General features: G+C 67.8%; 21 protein-coding genes and 1 riboswitch. Of the genes, 9 read left to right on the top strand and 12 right to left on the bottom strand.

Annotated features, from left to right (window positions below):
* Positions 1–84 precede the first annotated feature (84 nt).
* Both ABD116_RS17820 and ABD116_RS17815 read left to right on the top strand, forming a co-directional pair.
* Positions 85–1,224, top strand: a complete 1,140-nt coding sequence (locus ABD116_RS17820; RefSeq protein ID WP_343970810.1) for a sensor histidine kinase — start codon at positions 85–87, stop codon at positions 1,222–1,224.
* A 57-nt stretch (positions 1,225–1,281) separates the two neighbouring features.
* Entirely contained in the window at positions 1,282–1,938 is a 657-nt protein-coding gene (locus ABD116_RS17815) for a response regulator (protein WP_343970807.1), read from the top strand.
* 112 nt (positions 1,939–2,050) lie between these two features.
* On the opposite strand, the gene ABD116_RS17810 is transcribed toward ABD116_RS17815, so the two are convergent.
* Both ABD116_RS17810 and ABD116_RS17805 read right to left on the bottom strand, forming a co-directional pair.
* Positions 2,051–2,914 carry a C40 family peptidase gene (locus ABD116_RS17810; protein ID WP_343970804.1) on the bottom strand — a complete coding sequence of 288 codons (864 nt, stop codon included), beginning with the start codon at positions 2,912–2,914 and terminating at the stop codon, positions 2,051–2,053.
* Positions 2,914–3,107: riboswitch (cyclic di-AMP (ydaO/yuaA leader) on the bottom strand. It overlaps the preceding gene by 1 nt.
* Before the next feature lie 260 nt (positions 3,108–3,367).
* Positions 3,368–4,330, bottom strand: a complete 963-nt coding sequence (locus tag ABD116_RS17805) for a threo-3-hydroxy-L-aspartate ammonia-lyase (protein ID WP_343970801.1) — start codon at positions 4,328–4,330, stop codon at positions 3,368–3,370.
* Between the two features lie 87 nt (positions 4,331–4,417).
* On the opposite strand from ABD116_RS17805, the gene ABD116_RS17800 reads away from it, so the two are divergent.
* Entirely contained in the window at positions 4,418–4,780 is a 363-nt protein-coding gene (locus ABD116_RS17800; protein ID WP_343970798.1) for a YciI family protein, read from the top strand.
* Positions 4,781–4,845: 65 nt separating this feature from the next.
* On the opposite strand, the gene ABD116_RS17795 is transcribed toward ABD116_RS17800, so the two are convergent.
* Positions 4,846–5,028: a YegP family protein gene (locus ABD116_RS17795; RefSeq protein WP_425552092.1), complete on the bottom strand. Its 183-nt coding sequence runs from the start codon at positions 5,026–5,028 to the stop codon at positions 4,846–4,848.
* A gap of 91 nt (positions 5,029–5,119) precedes the next feature.
* Positions 5,120–5,800, bottom strand: a complete 681-nt coding sequence (locus tag ABD116_RS17790) for a TetR/AcrR family transcriptional regulator (protein ID WP_343970795.1) — start codon at positions 5,798–5,800, stop codon at positions 5,120–5,122.
* Between the two features lie 90 nt (positions 5,801–5,890).
* Between ABD116_RS17790 and ABD116_RS17785 the strand changes: the two genes are divergently transcribed.
* Positions 5,891–7,318 (top strand): MFS transporter, encoded by a 1,428-nt coding sequence (locus ABD116_RS17785; RefSeq protein WP_343970792.1) that lies wholly within the window; start codon positions 5,891–5,893, stop codon positions 7,316–7,318.
* A 44-nt stretch (positions 7,319–7,362) separates the two neighbouring features.
* Here ABD116_RS17785 and ABD116_RS17780 read toward each other — a convergent pair whose 3' ends face one another.
* On the bottom strand, positions 7,363–8,106 hold the full coding sequence (locus tag ABD116_RS17780) for a phytanoyl-CoA dioxygenase family protein (RefSeq protein WP_343970788.1): 744 nt from the start codon (positions 8,104–8,106) through the stop codon (positions 7,363–7,365).
* 70 nt (positions 8,107–8,176) lie between these two features.
* On the opposite strand from ABD116_RS17780, the gene ABD116_RS17775 reads away from it, so the two are divergent.
* Positions 8,177–9,019: an AraC family transcriptional regulator gene (locus ABD116_RS17775; RefSeq protein ID WP_343970786.1), complete on the top strand. Its 843-nt coding sequence runs from the start codon at positions 8,177–8,179 to the stop codon at positions 9,017–9,019.
* Here ABD116_RS17775 and ABD116_RS17770 read toward each other — a convergent pair.
* Positions 9,012–9,857 carry a TolB family protein gene (locus ABD116_RS17770; protein ID WP_343970784.1) on the bottom strand — a complete coding sequence of 282 codons (846 nt, stop codon included), beginning with the start codon at positions 9,855–9,857 and terminating at the stop codon, positions 9,012–9,014. The genes ABD116_RS17775 and ABD116_RS17770 overlap by 8 nt on opposite strands.
* Before the next feature lie 146 nt (positions 9,858–10,003).
* Here ABD116_RS17770 and ABD116_RS17765 point away from each other — a divergent pair, with 146 nt between their 5' ends.
* A complete protein-coding gene (locus tag ABD116_RS17765; protein ID WP_343970782.1) occupies positions 10,004–10,489 on the top strand; it encodes a GNAT family N-acetyltransferase in 486 nt (161 codons plus the stop codon).
* Here the strand turns inward: ABD116_RS17765 and ABD116_RS17760 are convergent.
* The gene (locus ABD116_RS17760; protein WP_343970780.1) at positions 10,420–11,652 is read right to left on the bottom strand and encodes a hypothetical protein; all 1,233 of its coding nucleotides are present in this window, start codon (positions 11,650–11,652) and stop codon (positions 10,420–10,422) included. The genes ABD116_RS17765 and ABD116_RS17760 overlap by 70 nt on opposite strands.
* Complete coding sequence (locus tag ABD116_RS17755; protein WP_343970778.1) at positions 11,649–12,734, bottom strand: helix-turn-helix domain-containing protein; 1,086 nt, start codon at positions 12,732–12,734, stop codon at positions 11,649–11,651. Before ABD116_RS17755 ends, ABD116_RS17760 begins: the two co-directional genes overlap by 4 nt.
* Before the next feature lie 394 nt (positions 12,735–13,128).
* Here ABD116_RS17755 and ABD116_RS17750 point away from each other — a divergent pair, with 394 nt between their 5' ends.
* Complete coding sequence (locus ABD116_RS17750) at positions 13,129–13,935, top strand: hypothetical protein (protein ID WP_343970776.1); 807 nt, start codon at positions 13,129–13,131, stop codon at positions 13,933–13,935.
* Between the two features lie 126 nt (positions 13,936–14,061).
* Positions 14,062–15,498, top strand: coding sequence for a hypothetical protein (locus ABD116_RS17745; RefSeq protein ID WP_343970774.1), 1,437 nt, complete (start codon positions 14,062–14,064; stop codon positions 15,496–15,498).
* A gap of 485 nt (positions 15,499–15,983) precedes the next feature.
* Here the strand turns inward: ABD116_RS17745 and ABD116_RS17740 are convergent, their stop codons facing one another.
* On the bottom strand, positions 15,984–16,595 hold the full coding sequence (locus tag ABD116_RS17740) for an NUDIX domain-containing protein (protein ID WP_343970772.1): 612 nt from the start codon (positions 16,593–16,595) through the stop codon (positions 15,984–15,986).
* Between the two features lie 157 nt (positions 16,596–16,752).
* Here ABD116_RS17740 and ABD116_RS17735 point away from each other — a divergent pair, with 157 nt between their 5' ends.
* Complete coding sequence (locus ABD116_RS17735) at positions 16,753–17,898, top strand: serine hydrolase domain-containing protein (RefSeq protein WP_343970770.1); 1,146 nt, start codon at positions 16,753–16,755, stop codon at positions 17,896–17,898.
* Here the strand turns inward: ABD116_RS17735 and ABD116_RS17730 are convergent.
* From ABD116_RS17730 to ABD116_RS17720, 3 genes are all read right to left on the bottom strand, one after another.
* A complete protein-coding gene (locus ABD116_RS17730) occupies positions 17,873–18,625 on the bottom strand; it encodes a maleate cis-trans isomerase family protein (RefSeq protein ID WP_343970768.1) in 753 nt (250 codons plus the stop codon). The genes ABD116_RS17735 and ABD116_RS17730 overlap by 26 nt on opposite strands.
* The gene (locus tag ABD116_RS17725) at positions 18,622–19,221 is read right to left on the bottom strand and encodes a dihydrofolate reductase family protein (protein WP_343970765.1); all 600 of its coding nucleotides are present in this window, start codon (positions 19,219–19,221) and stop codon (positions 18,622–18,624) included. The genes ABD116_RS17730 and ABD116_RS17725 overlap by 4 nt, the downstream gene beginning before the upstream one ends.
* Positions 19,222–19,354: 133 nt before the next feature.
* Entirely contained in the window at positions 19,355–20,200 is an 846-nt protein-coding gene (locus ABD116_RS17720) for a carbon-nitrogen hydrolase family protein (protein WP_343970762.1), read from the bottom strand.
* Positions 20,201–20,367 lie beyond the last annotated feature (167 nt).

The raw sequence follows: 20,367 nt of genomic DNA, 5'->3' as shown, positions 1-20,367 counted from the left end.
CGGCGGACCCCCACCCGATGGGGGACACCAGGTATCAACGGAAGAGGGACGTAAGTCCTGACGTGCCGCGACTACGCTGACTCAATGCAACGGTTGCGGCGCTGGTACGCCTGGTTCATCCGGCGCGCCCCGCGCATCCGGGACGTCCTGTACGTCGCGTTCAGCCTGCTCACGATCGTCGCGCAGGCGTCCTCCGGCAAACCCGGCTGGCACACCGGCGACTGGATGGTGCTCGGCGTCGGCATCGTCGCGTCGCTGGCCCTTTGGTGGCGCCGGAAGTACCCGGTCACCGTCACCGTCGTCGCGGTGGTCGCGCTCGGCTCGGCCGGGATCTTCATGCCGGTCGGGCTGGCCCTGCTGACGCTGGCCATCCGCCGGCGAGACCTGGCGCTGGCCGTTCTCACCTTCGCGGCGTACGTCGCCTACATCCTCCAGAACCGCCCGTCGAACGGCGACCTCTGGGTTCCGATCTTCACCGGCCCCTTCCTGATCGGCGCCTGGGTGGCGGTCGGTGCCTACGTCGGCGCCCGGCGGGACCTGATGGTGTCGCTGCGGGACCGGGCCGAGCGTGCGGAGGCCGAGCGCGAACTGAGAGCCGAGCAGGCGCGGCTGGGCGAGCGGGCCCGGATCGCGCAGGAGATGCACGACGTACTGGCCCACAAGGTCTCGCTGATCGCGCTGCACGCCGGCGGCCTCGAGGTGAACCCAGCGGTTGGCCCGGACAAGGTGGAGAGCTCGGCCGGGCTGATCCGCGAGACCGCCCGGCAGGCGATGGAGGACCTGCGCGAGGTGCTCGGCGTCCTGCGGACCGACGTGAGCCAGAACGGCGCCGACCTCGCTCCGGTACCACGTGCCGCCGACCTGGAGCGGTTGGTGCAGGCGTCCCGCGCGGCCGGCGTCCAGGTGACGAGCTCATTGACGCTGCCGGACGACGTGCCGGCTCTGGTCGGGCGGACGGTCTACCGGGTCGTCCAGGAGGCGCTGACGAATGTGCACAAGCATGCGCGCGGGGTCCATACCGAGGTACTGGTGGAAGGCGCGCCCGGGACCGGGGTCAATGTGCGGGTGACGAACGTCCGGCCGGTGGCGGCTGATTCACTGTTGCCCGGCTCCGGCGCGGGGCTCGTCGGGCTGCGCGAGCGCGTGACGCTGTCCGGTGGGCGTCTCGACGCCGGACCTACTCAGGACGGCGGGTGGCGCGTGGAAGCCTGGTTGCCCTACTGACCGGGGTGGCGGGGTGGGGTCAGAGATTGCAGAGCCCGATGGCAAAGAGGGAGAGCGATGACGCGGCTGTTGATCGTGGACGACGAGGCGCTGGTCCGGGCCGGGCTGAAGATGATCCTGGAGTCGGCCGACGATCTCGAGGTGGTCGCGGAGGCCGATGACGGCGCGGACGCGGCCGCGATGGTCCGCCGGCACCGGCCGGACGTCGTCCTGATGGACATTCGGATGCCACGGCTGGACGGGCTGGCCGCGACCCGGGAGGTCCAGGCCTTGCCGGATCCGCCGAAGGTCGTCGTACTGACCACCTTCGACCTGGACGACTACGTGTTCCGGGCGCTGCAGGCGGGGGCGAGTGGGTTCCTGCTCAAGGACACGCCTCCGCGTGAGCTGGTCCAGGCGGTCCGGGTGGTGGCGGCCGGCGACGCGATGCTCTCGCCGGCCGTGACGAAGCGGCTGATCGGGCACTTCGCGGCGGATCCGCGGACCGACCGGCAGCGGACCGCACGGGAACGGCTGACCGCGCTCACCGATCGGGAGCGCGAAGTACTGGCGGCGGTCGCGCGTGGGTTGTCGAACGCGGACATCGGCCGGGAGCTGTTCATGAGCGAGGCGACCGTGAAGGCACATGTCTCGCGGGTGCTGGTGAAGCTGGACGCCACCAACCGGGTCCAGGTGGCGATCCTCGCCCACGACGCGGGATTGCTCGATACCTAGAAAGTGGACAACCGGCCGGGCGTCGTCGGAGGGGTGGGGGGTGACGACGCCACGACCGGTTGTCAGGTCAGCGGCCCGAGGGGGGAGTCAGTGCCGCTGACGGGCTGGATCCTCAGACGCGGCCGAAGGCCACGCTGCTGGTCCAGATCTTCGCCTTGGCCACCGGCTTGCCCGGCTTCGAGGCGTGCCACAGCATGCCGCCGCCGGCGTAGATGCCGACGTGGTACACGCCGCCGCCACCGCTCTTGAAGAACACCAGGTCGCCGGCCTTCGCGGTCGCCTTGCTGATGTGCTTCGTGGCGCTGTACTGCTGGCGCGACGTGCGGGGCAGCTTCTTGCCGGCCTTCTTGTAGACGTAGCCGGTGTAGCCGGAGCAGTCGAAGCCCTTGGTCGACGTGCCGCCGTAGCGGTACGGGGTGCCCTTGAGCTTCGCGGCCTCGCGCAGGACCTTCGCGCGGAAGGTCGTGGTGCTGGCGGCCTTGGTGCCGACCTTGCCGTAGAGCACGCCGTGGTTGGCGGCCCAGGTCAGCCGGCCCCAGGTCGGCTTGTTCATGTAGCCGGTGGCGCTGAGGCCCCAGGAGCGCTGGAACTTCTTCAGAGCGCCGACGGTGCTGTTGCCGAACCAGCCGTCCTGGCGCAGGCGCAGAGTCTTCTGCACGTATTTGACGGTTTTGCCCGAGTCGCGGAAGCGAATCAGGGGGCGACTGGCGATGCTCGCGTTGCCGCGGATCTGGCCGGCGGTGAGCTTCGCGGTGGTTGCTGCCGAGGCGGTCTGCGGAGCGGTGACCACGCTGATCGCGGCTCCACCACCGACGGCGAGACCGACCGAGAGGACGGCCGCTGCGGCCCGAGGGGCGGCCGCGGACTTGCTGGACTTGCGGTGCTTTGCCAACCCGCGGCCGGTGGGCCGGGTACTGGCATCGCTGGACTGACTGACGGCGCCATGAAGCGCTGTCCGTCGGGCAGTGACGGGCATGGTTGTCTCCCGACGCCTGTGAAGTTAGCTGTCGGGTTCGGGCTGAGAGTCAATAGCCCGGTCCGCTCCCGCGGACTTCACCCCAGGGACCCGACCACTCACGGTCGGGACCCAACTTCCTGGGTCCCCCACTCCTGCCATGTGGTGTTCGAGGGGAGCGGGTGTGCCTGGCAGGACTCGGCGTTGACACACTCGCAGTTCGGCGCATTTGTCGAACCGCCGACGACTGTATAACAGAACGATCACGACGCAAACCCTCAGATGCGCAGAGACCCTCTGGAAAGGCCCTGGACGGCTCTCTGACGGCTCAACGATCCGGGGTGAACATCAGGTGTCCTGAGCGCGTCTGAGCGTGTCTCAGGCGGCCGCACAGCACATTTGTGTGACCCCGGTCACATCGCGAAGTCGCTTTCTGTGACAACGAGCACAGTGCGTGCTCAGGCCCCCCTTGGCTCAGCGCTTTCCGAGCAGCTCGAACCACCGCTCGAGGCCCACGTTCCCGCCTGAAATCACCACTCCGACGCGCTCGGGCAGGTTCTGGATCCGTCCGGCCAGCAAGGCCGCCAGCGCGCAGGCGCCGCTCGGCTCGACGACCACTTTCAGCCGCTCGAAGGCGAACGTCATCGCGGCCCGGATCTCGTCGTCGCTGACCAGCTCGATCCCGTCCACCAGCCGCTGGACGACCGGGAAGGTCAGTTCGCCCGGCGTGGAGATGGCCTGGCCGTCGGCGATCGTCCGCGGTACTTCGATCTCGACCCGCTCACCCGCTGCCAGCGACCGGGCGGTGTCGTCGCCCGCCGCCGGCTCCACACCTATTACCCGGATGCCCGGCGACAACTCCGTCGCCGCCGTCGCGCACCCCGCGATCAGGCCGCCGCCTCCGATCGGTACCAGCAGGGCGCCGAGTGGCCCGACCTCCTCGATCAACTCCAGGGCGACCGTGCCCTGGCCGGCCATCACGTCGTAGTGGTCGTACGGCGGAATCAGGGTCAGCCCGCGCTCCTCGGACAGCTGCCTGGCCAGGGCTGCCCGGTCCTGCCCATACCGGTCGTACGTCACCACCTCGGCGCCGTATCCGCGGGTGGCCGCCATCTTGGTCGGCGGCGCGTCCTTCGGCATCAGGTTCACTGCCTTCGTACCGGCCAGCTTGGCGGCCAGTGCGACGGCTTGGGCGTGATTTCCGGACGAGTACGCCACGACACCGCGGGCCAGCTGCTCGGGCGAGAGCCGGCTGATCGCGTTGAAGGCGCCGCGGAACTTGAACGCCCCGATCCGCTGGAAGTTCTCCGCCTTGAGGAACACCTCCGCGCCGACCCGCTCGTTCAGCGTGCGCGAGGTGAGCACCGGCGTCCGGTGCGCGAATCCCTTGATCCGGCCCGCCGCTGCCTGGACATCCGCGAGAGTCAGCTCAGTCATGACCAGACGCTATGTCAAAGTGGCGGGGGCCGCTCCGTACTGATGACAAGAGGTTCCCAGCGGGGAGCCGATCGCGAAGGAGAGATCGTGAAATATCTCGTTGTGCTGAACATCAATCCGGACGTGCTGAACGCGTTGACCGAGGCCGAGCAGCAGGCGATCTTCAGCGGGCACGAGAAGTTCCTCGAGACGGTGCAGGCCTCGGGCGAGTTCCACAGCACGGTCGCGCTGGCCGAGCCGGCCAAGACGTCGGTGGTCAAGGTGCGCGACGGGGTGCCGGCCGTGACGGACGGGCCGTTCCTGGAGGCGAAGGAGTTCCTCGCCGGGTACTACCTGCTGGACTGTGCGACCCGCGAGCGGGTCGAGGAGCTGGCCGCGATGATCCCGGACGCGTCCGTGGAGGGGCTCGGCGTCGAGGTCCGCGAGGTCATCCACGAGCTCGGCCTCTGACTCCACAACGACACAACGGCAGGAGCTCCGCTTCGGGGAGTTCCTGCCGTTGTGTTCTCAGCTGATCAAGAGGTCTGGTCGTCGACCTTCGCGTCGCCGGCGTTCTTCTTGACGGACTCGATGCCGTTCAGGGCGCTGTCCTTGCTCTTGTAGCTCTCGCTGACGGCGATGATCTCGCCGTTGCCGGCCTTGAGGCGGAACCGGAACCCGCCCGACTTGTCTTCGTACAGCTCGAACTTGCCCGCCATGACAAAACCTCCGTGTGATGGTCTGACTTCGTTTCGGAGCGTAGACCCCACAGCTGACTTGTGGCGGGAGGCAAGCAGGTGTGTGTCGGGGTCAGGCCTGCAGGCCCGCGCGGACGCCGCGGATCCCGGCGACCACGAGGTCGATGCCGAGGCCGTAGTACTGGTCGTGTGAAGCCGGGCAGATCAGGGTGTCCGCCGCCGCGGTGATCAGCGGGTAGCGGTGGGGGGAGAGGGCGGCAAGTGAGGCGCGCTTGGCGCGCAGGCCGTCTTCGCGGGCCACCGGGTCGGTGTCCTCGGTCGCGCCGGGCTCCGCTGTCACCAGCGTGATCAGTGAGCAGACCGACTGCCGGCCGACCTCTGCTGCGTTGTCGGTAGAGAAGCCGCCCTCGACCAGCAGCTCCATCGTCCGCTCGGCGAGCGCGAGCCCGTCGGGTGAGACCAGGATCCGGTACAGCGTCAGGCCCGCCGCCTTGGGATGCGGCCGGAGCGCCTTCACCAGCGCGGTCAGTACTGCCTGCAGCTGGATGTCCCACGGCTCGCCGGTCGGCTCGGGCAGTGCGATGTCGGCCAGGATCCGGTCACCGACCGCGGCGAGCAGGTCGTCCTTGTCGCTGAAGTGCCGGTAGAGCGCCATCGGCGTGACGTCGTGCAGCTGGGCGAGCCGGCGGATGGTGAGCGCATCCAGCCCTTCGGCGTCGGCGATCTCCAGCGCGCTGGTCGCGAGCGTGTGCGGGTCTAGCCGCTTCGTGGTCGGGCTGCTGGTGGGGGGCACGTTGACAAGTTTACAACGTAGACCTACCGTTTACGAAGTACGCATACAACGTATACATACAACGTAGACACTCTCCCTGTGAGGTACGCAATGCGACGCAGTCCCTGGTCGACGCTGGCGGTCCTGGCGCTGGCGCAGTTCATCGTGGTGCTCGACGTGACGATCGTGAACGTCGCGCTGCCCGACATCCAGGCGGACCTGAACTTCTCCGCCGACTCACTGCAATGGGTCATCAACGCCTACACGCTGCTGTTCGGGGGCTTCCTCCTGCTCGGCGGCCGGATGGCTGACATCCTCGGCCCGCGTCGCGTCTTCGTCGGCGGTCTGGTGCTCTTCGGTGCCGCCTCGCTGGTAGCGGGGCTGTCCAACTCGCCCGAGTTCCTGATCAGCGCCCGTGCGGTTCAGGGCCTGGGTGGTGCGTTGCTGTCGCCCGCGGCGCTGGCGATCCTGACCGTCACCTTCGCGCACGGCCGGGAACGCAACATCGCGATGGGCGTCTGGGGTGGCCTGGCCGGCCTCGGCGGCACGCTCGGGGTGGTGGCCGGCGGCCTGCTGGTCGACTCGCTGAGCTGGCAATGGGTGTTCTTCGTGAACGTGCCGATCGTGGTCGGGCTCGTCGCGCTGATCCCGGTCTACATCCGCGACACCCGGCACAACGAGAACGGCAACCGCGCCTTCGACACCGCGGGCGCAGTACTGGGTACCGCGGGTCTGCTGGCCGTTGTCTACGCCGTCGTACGGTCCGAGCCGAAGGGGTGGGGTTCGGGCGAGGTCGTCACCTTCCTCGTCGCGGGTGTGGTCCTGCTCGCCGCCTTCGTGATGGTCGAGCGCCGGTCGAAGGCGCCGCTGGTCCCGCTGCGGCTGTTCCGGTCGCGGGCCCTGAGCGTCTCGAGTGGTGCACTGGCGCTGAACGGCGCGGGCTTCCTGTCGATGTTCTTCCTGACCGCCATCTACCTGCAGCAGGTCCGTGGCGACTCCGCGCTCGAGGCCGGCCTGCACTTCCTGCCGATGGGTGGCGCGGCGATCGTCGGCGCGGTGCTCGCTTCCCAGCTCGTCCAGAAGCTCGGCACCCGCACTGTGCAACTGGGCGGCGCGGTACTCAGCTTCGCCGGTCTGCTGTTGCTCTCCCAGGCCGGCGCGACCGACAGCTACGCCGGCCACCTACTGCCGGGCTTCATCATCTTCGGCTTCGGCATCCTGGGGGTCGGCGTACCTGGACAGATCACCGCGGTCTCCGAGGTCGAGCACCACGAGGCCGGCGCCGCGTCGGGTGTGGTGAGCGCGATGTACCAGGTCGGCGGCGCCCTGGGCCTGGCGATCGTCACCACCCTGTCCATCACCCGTACTACGGACGCGCTGGCCAGCGGAGTCCCGCAGCAGGAGGCCTTGGTCGACGGCTTCCAGCGCGGACTGTTGGTGGCCGCCGGATTCGCAGTGGCCAATGTCCTGCTGACGCTGGCATCGCCGCAACTCCAGCCGACCGCTGAGCAGCTCACCGAGGCAGCAGCCGCCGCCTGAGTCTCGTTGCCGGTGGCCCCCATGTCGATGGGGGCCACGGGCATTCAGTGCGGTTGGGGAAAGGCGTCGCCGTCGAGCGGGTCGCCAGGCTTCAGGTTGAGAGAGTCCGTGACCGGGTGGGGACGCCCGTTGTACTGAGTGGCTTCGTCCATGTAGATGGTCACGTGGGCCAGGCGTGCCAGGTCGGTGCGGTTGGGGAGTGCCATGTGGCCGGTGTAGCTGTTGTGGAACGTGCAGTCGCCTGCCCGCAAGGGAACAGTGACGCGAGGGATCCAGCGCAGCGCAGGAGCCAGCTGGAAGAGATCGTCCTCGTCATGCAGGTTCTGGGGTTGCAGCGTGGTCTGGTGATGACTGCCCGGGAGGAAGGTCATACAGCCCCGCTCAGGGGGTACATCCACCAAAGCGATCCACGCCGACAGCGAGTGCCGGTCGTTCGCATGCGGCCAGTAGGGCCTGTCCTGGTGGAACTCGGTCGCCGCATTGTTGTGCGGCTCCTTCACCAACAGTTGGTCATGCCACACCCGAACCGGTACGCCGGCCAGCCGCTCCGCCACCCGAGCCACCGCTGGATGCAGCGTGAGCTCCCGTCCGATCGCGTCGTGCTGCCAGACGTTCACCAGCTGCGCGAACACCCCGCCCTTCTCGAGACTCTCGCTCCGATGCTTGTCCAGGTACGCCGTCGCCGCATCCCGGAAGCGCTCGACCTCCTCCGGACCCAAGATCCCCGGTACTCGGACGAACCCGTTCTGCCGGTACTCCGCAACAACTTCATCGCTCAGCTCACTCATGACTCCAGCGTGGCCAGCGGCTACCCCCGACGCCTAGGCGGATCCCGGCCAACGCTCGTACGATCCCGACATGCCCGAGACTCTCCACGAGCACGCGCTGTTCGCCGGCAGCTCGGTCCTGGGCGCAGTACACACGTTGAGCGACGGCGTTGCCGCCCACACTCACGACTTCGTCGAGCTGGCCGTAGTCGGCCCCGGGGAGGGGCGGCACCTCACCAGTAGTGGCGAACGCCCACTCCAGCACGGCGATGTCATCGTGCTCCGTCCGGGTGCCTGGCACGCCTTCACTGGTTGCAAGGAGCTCACAGTGGCCAACTGCTGCGTCTCCACTCGGGCGCTGCACGCCGAATTGGCCGGCCTGCGCGAGTTCCCGGAGTACCGGCGTTTGCTGTGGACGGATCCGTCGGCGCCCGGCTCGTACGGCGTACATGTCACTGCTGTTGACCCGGGCGCTGCCAGTGATGCGATTGCCGCAATCGCTGCCCTGGAAGGACATCTGAGGGGTACTGCTGCATTCGGTCGACTACTGGGCCACCTGGCCACTGTGCTGGGCATTCTCGCGGATGCACGCACGCCGGTAGCAACGTTCAAACGGCATCCGGCCGTTGCGACCTGCCTCGCCCTGATCGAGGCGGACCCCGCCAACGCCTGGCGATTGGACGATCTGGCCGCCGCTGTCACGCTCGACGCCGCGTACCTCGGCCGGATCTTCCGCAAGTCGACCGGCCTCTCGCCACTCGACTACCTGGCCCGCCTCCGAGCAGAACGCGCAGCAGCTCTCCTCGCCAATACGGAGCTCCCGATCGCCCGCATCGGCGCCGAAGTCGGCTGGCCCGATCCCACGTACTTCGCCCGCCGCTTCCGCGCGTTGTCCGGCCTGACGCCGACGGAGTACCGGCAGCGGTCTAGCTGATCGGGTAGGCGACGTACGCGAAGTACTGGCCGTCCGGTGACCAGCTCGGGACGTTCATCGTGCCCTGGCCGCCGAAAACCGTTGCCACCTCGCGGATCCGGCCGCTTGTCTCGAGCAACCGCACCCGGACGTCCTCGACATCGGCAGGATGTCCTTCGGTCCCTGGCGGGAAGCTCACGTACGCGACCAGCGAGCCGTCCGGCGACGGATGCGGGAACCAGTTCACCCGTTCGTCGGAGGTCAGCTGCTCGACGACCCCACCCTTGATCCGGAACAACTGCGCCTGTCCGGCCCGCTCGGAGTTGAAGTAGATCCACTCCCCATCAGGCCCGTACTCCGCTCCGTCGTCCGCGAACTCGTCATCGGTGATCTGCACATCGACCCCACCGGCCGCGGGAACCGTGTACACATTGGTGATCCGGCGCCCGTCCCGGTTCTCCAGCCCGATATAGGCCAGCCGCTCGCCATCGGGCGAAATCCCATGCAGATAATGGTGAACACCATGCTCGTTGCTCACCCGCCGGCCGATTCCGCCGGCGAGCGGTACGGCGTACAGGTGCCCGTCCTCCGCCGATACATAGACGGTGGATGCATCCGGGCTGACGACATGATCGTTGTTGATCTCCGGTACGCCGCCGAGCTCGATCGGCTCGAGCTCGCCACCACCGGCCGGTACAGCGAACAACCCACCGTCCCCGTTGATGACCAGCCGATCACCGACCCAGTTGGGCGCCTCGAACAACAACGTCGAAGAGGCGAACACCAACCTCGACTCAAATGTCACGACATCCACGACGTAAAGCTCGGCCTGCTGATCCGCACGAAGTTTTCTGGGCACGTTGCCAGCCTAGGCGGTGTCCGGCAAACGTTGGATTTGTGTCACGGCTGTTTGACACTCCGCGATCGCGGACACACTCACTGCGGTGCTGTCACAGTTTTGTCATGCGCTGTCGACGGTGCGGAGACGCACGGAGGGGGTCGGCCTTGGAGTTCCAGGTGCTCGCCGCGGACGACTGGAAGCTATTGCGGGACGTTCGGCTGCAAGCCCTCAAGGACTCGCCCGGGGCCTACATCTCCAGCTACGAGACCGAGGCCTCCTGGACCGAGGCATCCTGGCGCCGTTCCTTCGCGGACGCCCTCTGGGTCGTCCTGCGCAACGGCCGCCGGATCATCGGCCTGGCCCGGTCGCTGCGCGTCGAGGGCCGGCCACCCGACGAGCGCCACCTCGAAGCCGTCTGGGTCGAGCCGCGCCACCGGCGTACCGGCGTGATGCGAGCACTCCTGCTCTACCTGACCGAGCTCGAGCCGGACGTGCACAACTGGCTGTTGTGGGTCCTCGACCACAACGCCGAGGCCCTGGAGGCCTACGAACGCCTGGGCTTCCAGCCCACCGGCGAACGTCAGCAGCTCACCGACTCCTCCGGCCGGACGGAGGTCCGGTTCCGGCGCAGCGCGGTGTCGATCCCGTAGCCGTCCCGGCGCCCGTAACCGCAGGAGATCCAGTTCGTCAGCTCGAGCCGGTCGAGAGCGTCGCGCTCGGTCAGCGACGTCCCGTCGGCGGCCAGCGCCGACTTCCAGCGGCTCTCGTCCTCGCGCCAGCTGGCGATGAACTCGACGCAGACGTCGGGGGAGATCCGCTGCAGCTGGTCCCCGGCGGCAGCCAGCGACTCCAGCGCCTCGGCGATCCGCCAGGTGTCGACCGTACGGCCCTTGTTCTGCAGGGAGGTCAGCCGGTCCGTGGTCTCCTGGATGACGAACTCGCGGCCCTCCTTGACCTGCTGCCAGAAGCGTGAACTCGCCGCGGCGCGCAGCTGGTCCTTGAAGTTCAGGCCGTGCTGACTCTCGAACAACGTGTACATGCCCTCGGCGAGCAGGTCGCCGAACTCCTCCCGCCTGGCCCGCCACGGGTCGGCGAACGGCTGGTACTCCTGCTGGCGGACCTCGCCGACCTTGGGCAGCGAGCGCTCGGCCGCGTGCCTGGAGAAGAAGAACCAGTCCTCGTTGTAGACATCGGGGAAGAACGACATCTCGGAATGCTGGGTGTTGACCCCGAGCACGGCGCCGCTGACGAAGACGTCCTGCCGGAACTTGGCCAGCCGCCGGGCGTGGCACACCACCGAGTTGTCCGGGAACTCCCGGCTGGCCATCGCCGCGACCGGATGCCGGTCGAGCTGGGCGGCCAACCGGTCCAGCTGCTGGGCTTTGAGCTGGAAGATGTCGTCGTCGACGAACAGGATCTTCTTCCAGCCGCGCATCCGGGCCAGCCGCAGCCCGATGTTGCGCTTGACGCTGAGATCGCTCGACCGGCCGGCGCTGACCGTCTGGAAGGCCGATGCCGACGTCAGCGGCTGCCAGGACTGCGGGTAGCCGGCGGGCACGTCGATGATCAGGCCGCGGGCGCCGAACGTGTTCCGCACCCGCTTGGCGACGCCCTCGATCTGTGCCTGGTGGCTGCAGAGCACGACCAGCGGTACCGAGAGCGCTGCCGCGAGGGTGATCAGATGCTGGGGCAAGGAGGCACGCGCGGCCGGGACGACGATCGCGTCGAGACCGCTGCGGGTGAACGGGACAGAGCCCCGGGACACGTCGCTCAGGAGTGACGCGTGCGACTGCTGATGATTGAACCGGCTCATTCTTTCGTCACCTTGTGGTCAGGCTCCCACTGGTAGAGCCGGTTCTCGGGGATTTCCAGGTCGGGAGAGATCGCTTCGCCGTTGACCACCGGCACCCTGAGCAGCATCGCGAACAGGCCGTCCGGGAAGTGCTTGGACAGGTAGGCCTCGTTGCGCTCGCGGACGGCGATGTCGGTCAGTGTCCGGACGGCGCCCAGTACGCCGCGGCTGTGGATCCCGTTGCAGATGGTGATGGTGCGGTTGCTGTTGAACGGATTGCGCAACCGGGTCAGCAGCGCGACGTCCTCGACCAGCTCGGGCCCGTCGTCGCCGTCTTCGAAGACCGGCCGGAACTCCTGGCCGCCGACGTCACTGGCCTTGAAGATCTCGCCGGTCTTCAGGTCGGAGACCTCGAACTGGGAGATCGGCATCTCCCGCAACGTCTTCAGCAGCCGCTTGGTCACGTGGTTCCAGCCGATGCCGCCGAGCACCACGAGGTGGCCGGACATGTCGTCGGCCTTGACCTCCGACGGCAGCCGGTGGGTGATCGGCAGCTCGGGATTCGACGCGCGCACGTGCCCCCACAACTCCATCAGCGCGTCGAGATCGGCGTAGCGATACATCCGGGTGTAGTTCGGATCCTTCTCGTTGGCCAGGTCCGGGCGCTCGTCGGTCGGCGCCTCCGGGCAGATGATGGTGATCGGCCCGTTCTCGAAGTCCCAGGTGTAGGAGCCGCTCCCGGAGGAACCGGTGGCGGTCCCCTGGAGCCGGGAGGCGGCGTCACGCAGCCCGAGCAACTCTTCGTGAAGTTCCTCGAACCGTCCTCGTTCGTCGGCGGTCAGGTCGCGCTCGGCCGTCATCTTGGGAGTGCCGTCGGCGTTGTGGCGATCAGTGCAGAAGAGCAATGCGTAGGAGCGCAACCGCTCGGCCGGCGGCAGCTTCGGGTTGGTCAGCGACTCCCAGGAGCTGATCGTCGCCACCGCCACCCGGACGTCATGGCTGAGCGCCTTCGCCAGCTGCGACTGGGTCAGCGTGACGTCCTGGGAGTCGCGCAGGCCCCGCAACCGCTTGGCGAGTCGTACGGCCTCCGGAGAAGGGGCCACTCTCACTCCTGTATGTCCATGCCCGCGGATGCTGCGCGGACCACTTGAAACGGGATGCTACACCCATCTACACCTGAAAATACTCGTAGCACTTCCTACTACCTGAAGTCATGTGTTGCCTTGGCCAACCGGTTGCGGTCTGGCCGGCCCGGAAAGCGGTCGTTTGAAGCGCAACCTCCACCGCGGGTAGTGCAACGTAAACATTATGTAAGCAACGCGCCTGATATGGACAGGGCTCAGGTGTAGTTCTACCGTAAGTACTGAAGTTCAGCGTGTAGCCAACCGAAGCTACTCCGCACGGTAGGTAGAGCGGAGTGGCCAGGGCCACCGATCGTCTGAGGCGAGAGGGTCGGGCAGCCCATCCGGCGGGTCGTTTGACGAGAGCAGGTGCGCCATGAGTTCCGCAACCGGCGTGACCGATCCGATTCTCGCGCTCGAGATCGGCGAGTGGCGGACTGCTCAGCGCCTGCTGCGCGCCGACCGCCGGTACGACGCGATGCTCGGCGCCGAGTTGCGGACGATCGCCCGGGCGATGGCCTACCGGGCGGCCGGCGAGCACGGAGCGGCCTGGTCCACGCTGGTCGTCACGGCGGCGAACCTCCGGCGCCGGTTCCCCAAACTCCCCGTTCTGCGGCCTAACGGAATCGATGCCATCCAGCTCGCGCTGCCACCCGAACCGGAGCCGGGCAGCGCCGGCCGGCCGTTGTACGAGACGATCCGGCTGATCTGCCGCGAGCAGGGGGAGCTGCGGTTGCTGCGCCGGCAGGCCGGTGAGAGCGGCGGTGGCCTGACCGAGGACCGGCGGATTCTGGTCCTCGCGTTCATCGAGGCTGTCTGCTGGGTGGAGCTCGACCTCGACACCTGGGCCCCGAAGAACCCGCCGGACGACGAGATCGCGGTACAGGAGACCCGGATCGCCGAACTCGCGGACCGTCGGCGCGACGCCTTCCTCCGTAGTGCTTCCAACCTGCGACGGCTGGCCCGGCCGACGGCCGGCGACATGACCAAGTCGGTCTGGGACCGCGCCGATCAGTACTGCGGTCTGCGCTACCTGGCACTCAGCGAACTGGCCGGCCGGCCGCAGCCGCCGTGGTCCGAGCCGGCCCTGCTGGGCAGGCTGCCGGTCCGGACCTGGGCGCAGAACGCCTGGCAGATGGCGCGAAGGCCGCAGTTCGACGGCCTTTACGGGACAACTGGTTGAGTCTTAACCTTTGGAAACAGCCACGTTTCTCGCGGTGGCAGACTTCGGGCCCTTCATTCTTTGAGGAGCATCCGGCCGGCGACGGTGGGTACCGCCTCGGTTGGCGCGTGAAAGTGAGGTCGACCCATGTTCGCCTTCGTGACCGCGCCGGACTGCACGGTGCAGGACGCCTCCCCTGAGATCCACGTGAGCGCGCCGGATCCCGGCGATCTGTGCTGGCCGACCGAGCTCGGGACCGGCATCACCGTCGAGGTAGACCTGGCCCGCCCGCAACGATGGCATTCGATCTCCATCGCCGAGTGGGAGCGAGCCGATCCCGCCTTGCTGGCCGCCTTGATCGGGCGGGACGCCAGCTGGCGCTTGGCCCGGATGCGCGCCGAGCTGCTCTCGTCGGACCGGCTTTCGCGCGAGGACGAGGTGACCGTCACCCTCGCGCCGACCAGTCCCTGGCTCCGGGTCGCCGTCATCGACGCGCTCGACCGATGGCTGCATCTCGACCTCGACCAGACCTTGGTGAACGCGGAGCGCGCGATCGCCCGGGGTCGTGCGGCGAAGACCTTCAGGCCGGGTCCGCTGCGGGATCGCTTCCTCGGTGAGGCTTTGACGGCCGCGCGGTTCGCCGCGAGTGGACTGACCAGCAAGTTGTCGTCGCTCGCCGACTCGGCAGCGCCGTTGCCGATGGAGCTGTACTCCGGCCTGCGGCGGCTCACCACCGGCTACGCGGCGCTCCGGCGTGAAGGCGTCGACGGGCCGGAGAAGGAGCTCGCGTTGGTGGCGAGAGCCTGGGCCGGACTCAAGGATCGAGCGCCGATCGCCAGGCGATGTGCGAGCGACCATGCCTGCAGCGCGGCGCAGTACGGTCTGCGGGACGAGGCGGCGACGAGCGGGACGGTCTTCACCAGCACGGTGGATCCGCGCCAGCTGCCGGCCCGGGTCGTCGGTGACGGCGCATCGGTCACCGAGATCCGGATGGAGACGGTCTACGAGGATCGGGAGCCGGCGGTCCTCGTCACGGTTCCCGCGTTCTGTTCGCCTTTGCCGTCGGCTGTCGTGACGGATCGGCTCTTGGTGCGACTGGTGGATCGCAGCTCGGGCAAGGTGCATCAGCCTGCGCTGTTGAACCTGGTGACCGGTGACGAGGCCGACCAGTTGGGGGCTGATGCTCCGGTGTTCGCTCGCGTAGTACCGCTGCGTGGGGCTGCTCCGGAGAACGTGCGGGCCGACGTCTTCGTGGCGGACAGCGATCGGGCGCCGGTCATCGCCGACACCGATGACGACTTGTTGCGTTCGCTGCGGTCGGTGTCCGTACTGTCCGAGTGGCGATCGATGGCGGCCGAGACGCGGCTCACCGGGGATCAGCTGGCGCGCAAACGGCGGCTGACGCAGCTGGTCGACGACCTGGCTCCGGCCGGCTCAGGACAGCCGTTGTTCCTGGGCGGGCCGACCTTGTCGGAGCTGGTCGCGTTGACCGAGCCGTCTGCTACTGGTCCCGAATGGTCAACCACACAAGGCCCCGCGGACCTTCTGGTCGCGGAACTCGCCGCCGCGCACGCGAATCGCTGACCGTCTGCTGACCAGGCGATGCCGTCCGGGCATCGTTGTGCAGTGAATGAGTAGAGATTGACGTGCAATAGGGGTCAGGGGCAGCGTCTCTACCGGGAAAGGCTGCACCCTCGACCGAGGAGCGCGCCATGGCCCAACTTGCTGTTCTGCCACCTCGACCGACCGTCTCCGTCGACCACGCGCCGCACGAGGCTTTGTCGGACTTCATCTACGCCAGGCCGCCACGCGAGCGGCGCCTGGTCGCACTGGCCCGGCGTACGACGGTGGCTTTGTGGCTGCTGCTGGCTGTCGGAATCTTCTGTTGCGTCGAACTGCTCGCCATCATGGACAGTGCTTCGGGATGCGGCGGAGCAGCTTGCTCGGTGGCTACGTTCGGCGGACATCCACTGGTCACGCTGGTGCTCGCCGCGGTCGGTACCAGCGGACTGCTCGTGGCGGCGGCCTTCACCCGTGGCTTCACCCGCGCGAGTGGAAACGCCTTCTGGCTAACGGTTCCCGCCGGGTTGACGCTCGCTTCCGTGGCCGGTCTGCTCGCTGTCTTCGTCGCGACGGCGCTGATCCTGATCACCGCGATCCTCGCGGTGACCGTCTGCTGTGCCTTCTTCGCCGACCACAGCTGACCTGGCCAGCTTCAGCCAGCGTGAGATCGGGGCGCCGGGCGGGAGGTCGCTGAGATCGATGCCGACCCATCTGGCTTCGATCAGCTCCGCATTCAGCGTGAACTCCGCGGCGGTCGGTCTCGCGGTGACGATCGTGAGGTTGTCGACCTTTCCCTCGAGCTCGGTGGTCAGGGCATGGAGCACGGTCGGTGGCTGGTGGATCGTCAGCGCGAGCTCCTCGGCAACCTCGCGGACCGCTGCTTCCTGGGCGGTCTCCCGCTTCGGGTTGTAGCCACCTCCGGGCAGCCCCCACCGGTCCTGATCCACGTACGAGTGCCTCACCACCAAGCATCTCCCGGCATCGTCGGGATGGATCAGCAAGGCCTTGACCCCGAAAGTGGTGGGCTTGCGCAGTCGCCACCAGAGCCGCAGCCCGCGATGCCCCCACTGCATCAGGCTGGAGCGAAGTACGGACTTGATCGCCGGTGGTGTGGTCACGCCGGTCAGCCTAGTTCCCGGGAACTATCCGAGCTCGGCCGTCCGCCACGACCCTAGCGAGTCCCTCATCGGTCTCCGGGGGGCGGAGTGGGTGTTCCCCGGATGTGCCCGACAGTTCCGCCGAGCAGGGTGGTTGCTTGACGGATGGGAGATCGGGATGAAGCGAACGCTTCGGATGTCGGTGGCTGGGGTGGCGGTTCTGGCGGCTCTGGCGGTGAGTGCGGCGCCGGCTGGTGCAGTGGCTGCTCCGGTTGGTGCGACCGGTGCTCGTGCTGGTGGGGTTGAACGGGAGGGATTGCAGCGGGAGCTGGATGAGGTGGCGGCTGGTACGGCGGTGGGGGTGTTGGCGGAGGTACGGGATGAGGACGGGGTGTGGCGGGGGACCAGTGGGGTTGCGGTGATGGGGACACCGCGGCCGGTGCCCGTTGACGGGCGGTTTCGGGCGGGGAGTATCACCAAGACGTTTGTCGCCACTGTGCTGCTGCAACTCGTCGATGAGGGACTGGTGCGGCTGGATGACTCGGTGGAGCGGTGGCTGCCGGGGGTCGTTCCCAATGGGCGGAGCATCACCTTGCGGCAGTTGCTCAACCACACCAGTGGGTTGTACGACTACGTGAAGACGCTCGCGATGCCGCCTTCCGCGGAGTTCTTCGCCGGCCGGTGGCGGACGTGGACCGCTTCGGAGCAGATCAGCCAGGCGCTGGCCCACCCGCCGACGTCGGAGGTGCCGGGTTCGGAGTACGCGTACTCGAACACGGGCTACCTCCTGCTCGGACAGGTCATCCAGAAGGTGACGGGACGGACGTACGCGAAGGAAATCGACCGTCGCCTGATCCGGCCGCTCGGCTTGCACGGGACCTCCGTACCAGGGACGTCACCGTGGATCCCCGGCCCGCATCCGCACGGCTACGTGCCGACCGACCTGAGCCTCACCCACTACATCGACTACACCGAACTGAACCCGACGCTGTTCGGCGCAAGCGGCGACATGATCTCGACGACCAAAGACCTCAACCGCTTCTTCGCCGCCCTGCTAGCCGGTCGCCTTCTCCCCAAGCACCTGCTGAAGGAGATGGAGACTCCTGGCACCCCAACCCGCAACTACGGCCTGGGCCTCTCCTGGAAAACCACCACCTGCGGCCTGCGCGTCTACGGCAACGACGGCGACGCCCTCGCCTACAACGCCTGGTCCTTCTCCACCGCGGATGGCCGGCATCAGGTCTCGATCGCGCTGACGCCGAACTTCCGCGGCGACCCAGATACTGCGGTCAACGCCTTTACAGACAAGGCGATCTGCGGCTGAGGCGCGAATCGAACAGGCTTCCGTAGCCGTCGACCCGAAGGCCTGATCCGGTGGCAATCAGGAGTGACCAGAGCAGCACCTGGTTTGCTGCCAGGACGAGTTGGCCGGTGCGGCGTTCGAGTTCTTCGATCGTGGCCGCGGCGCGGAAGCCGTTGCCGGCGAAGAAGATCGCGTCGGTCGATGCGTCCACCTGACTGCTGACGTACTCGATCACTTGCCCGGGTCGCACCTGTGCCGGGTCCGTGGGGAGCGAGGTCGCTGTCAGGGTGACGGCGTCGAGTTCTTGAGCGCGGAAGTACTCGGTGCCGAGGTCGGCCATCTCGTCCTCGAACCACGGTGGATGGATCAGCGCGACCCGGCGTACGCCGAACGCCTTCAACGCCTGCACCGCGGCGAGCCCACTCGTGACAACCGGTACGCCGGACAGCCGCCGGAGCCGTCTGGCCAACTCGGCCTCGGCCGCGTGCCCGATCGCGTATCCGGAGGTGGTCGATGCGTAGGCGATCACATCGACCGACGCATCGAGGAGCGACTCAATCGCCGGCTGTAGTGCTGAAGGAGTCGCCAGCGCACGGAGGTCCGCGGCCGCAGAAGGAGGCGTGGTGGTGCCATCGGGTGGCGATACCCGAGCGACCACCACGTCGACCTGCGCCGACGCCATCTCGGGGATCTCGACTTCAGGTCCGGGTGCGGCGTGCGGCGTCAGCACCCCGGCCGCGAGCCTCACCGGGATACAGGGAAAACGAGGTGGGTGACCCGATCACCCTGGATGCAGGTGGTCGGGTTGTCGAGCGCGAAGTCCGAGGAGAGTTTGCCGAAGAAGGGACGGTTGCCCTCGCCCACCACCACCGGGACGAGGTCGATGGCTATCTCGTCGAGCAAACCCAGTTCCAGGCACTGCCGGGCGATGGTCCCGCCGGCTACGGCGACCACCTTGTCGCCGGCGAGCTCCTGCGCCCGGGCGATCGCGGCTTCCACCCCGTCGGTGGCGAAGGTGAACGGCGCGTCGGGGTGAGCGTCGACCCACTCCGTGGGCGCCTGATGTGTCACCACCACGACGGGCACGTCCAACGTGTGCCGTCCCTGCCAGCCCGCGGCAACGTCGAAAAGCGTTCGCCCGCAGACCAGTGCGCCGAGCGAGGACGTCCACTGCCGCAGGTGTTCCGCGCTTTGCGGGGTGAGGTGGATGGCGAAGTCGCCGGCCGGAGTCGGCATCTCGACCTCGCCGTTCTGCAGCCAGTCGAACAACCGCCCGATGCTGTTGTCCGGCTTGGCGACGTACCCGTCCAGCGACATGTTCGCCTGTGCCACTACCTTGCCCATCTGCTTCCTCCTCGAGCTGCGGTCCGTGCCCCTCACTCTGTCCGACCGGCGCCGTCGCAGTCGTCACCAGATCTGATGACATCGAAGACTGCGCCCCCACCCCCATGGTGAGTGCGGGTGGGGGCGACGTTGCTCAGGAGTTGATGCGGTCCCGGGTCTTGCGGCGGAAGTCGCGGCCGACCTGGATCAGCTCGGCGCGGTGGAGATCGGTGAGCGCGATTCCCGGCGTACTGTCCGCAGGGCCCTCCGCTGTCCAGGTGCCGGTCGGGTCGGAGATGCCTGAGTTGATGCCGGCGCCTGGGCTGGCGGGGACGGCGAGGCTGACCCAGTAGGTGTTGCTGACGGCGTGCCCGCGAGCCTGTACGCCGATGTGCTCGTTGCGATCGACACCCGTGCTGGCGTAGGAGACCAGTACACCGTCGACCTCGAGCCGGTCGTACTCCGTGAACAGTTCGGCGAACAGCACGTCGAGCCCGCAAGCGAGCCCGAACCGGTATCCGTCGACCTCGAAGGTCACCGGCTTGTCGCCCGCGGTGTACATCCAGGTGGCCTTGGTGGTCGACAGCATGCGTTCGTCGTACCGGCTGACGATCTTGCCGTGGTCGGACACGACGTACATGCTGCTGTGCGGACGCGCCGGCTCGGGCAACTGGTGTACGGACGGGAGTACCGTCCAGATCCCGAGTTCACCTGACAGCTTGGCGATCTGGTCGAGCTCTTCCGTCAGTACAGCCCACTCGGCCTTGGTCCAGTCGGACGGGCCGATCTCGTCGGGGCCGAGCTCGGACATGATCACCTTGCTGGGGAAGCAGAGCGCTCCCTCGGTGAAGTGCACCAGGCGGGCCCCGTGGTGGGCCGCCTCTTTCATCAGGCCGCGTACTTCGGCCGCGCTCGCGCGCAGCCCGTCGGCATCGGTGGGATCAACCCGGACCGTCGACTGGGCGACGGCGATCCGCAGGCTGCTGGGGGTTTCCGGCATCGTTTCTCCTGATGGAGTCGGACGGAAGTGCCGGAGGGCAGCCGTGTAGGACTCGCCCGTTTTGGCGGCGCGGGCACGAACCCGTCGCTTGAAGTTCCTGTGCGCTGTCATCTGGCCTTCCACGCACTCGCACGCGATCCCCCAGCGATCCCGCCCGAGGCAAGAGA

Origin of the sequence: Kribbella koreensis, assembly GCF_039525325.1 — a bacterium.
Taxonomy (GTDB): Bacteria; Actinomycetota; Actinomycetes; order Propionibacteriales; family Kribbellaceae; genus Kribbella; species Kribbella koreensis.
The sequence above is the reverse complement of the archived record's forward strand: the minus strand, read 5'-3'. Positions and strand labels throughout refer to the sequence as shown.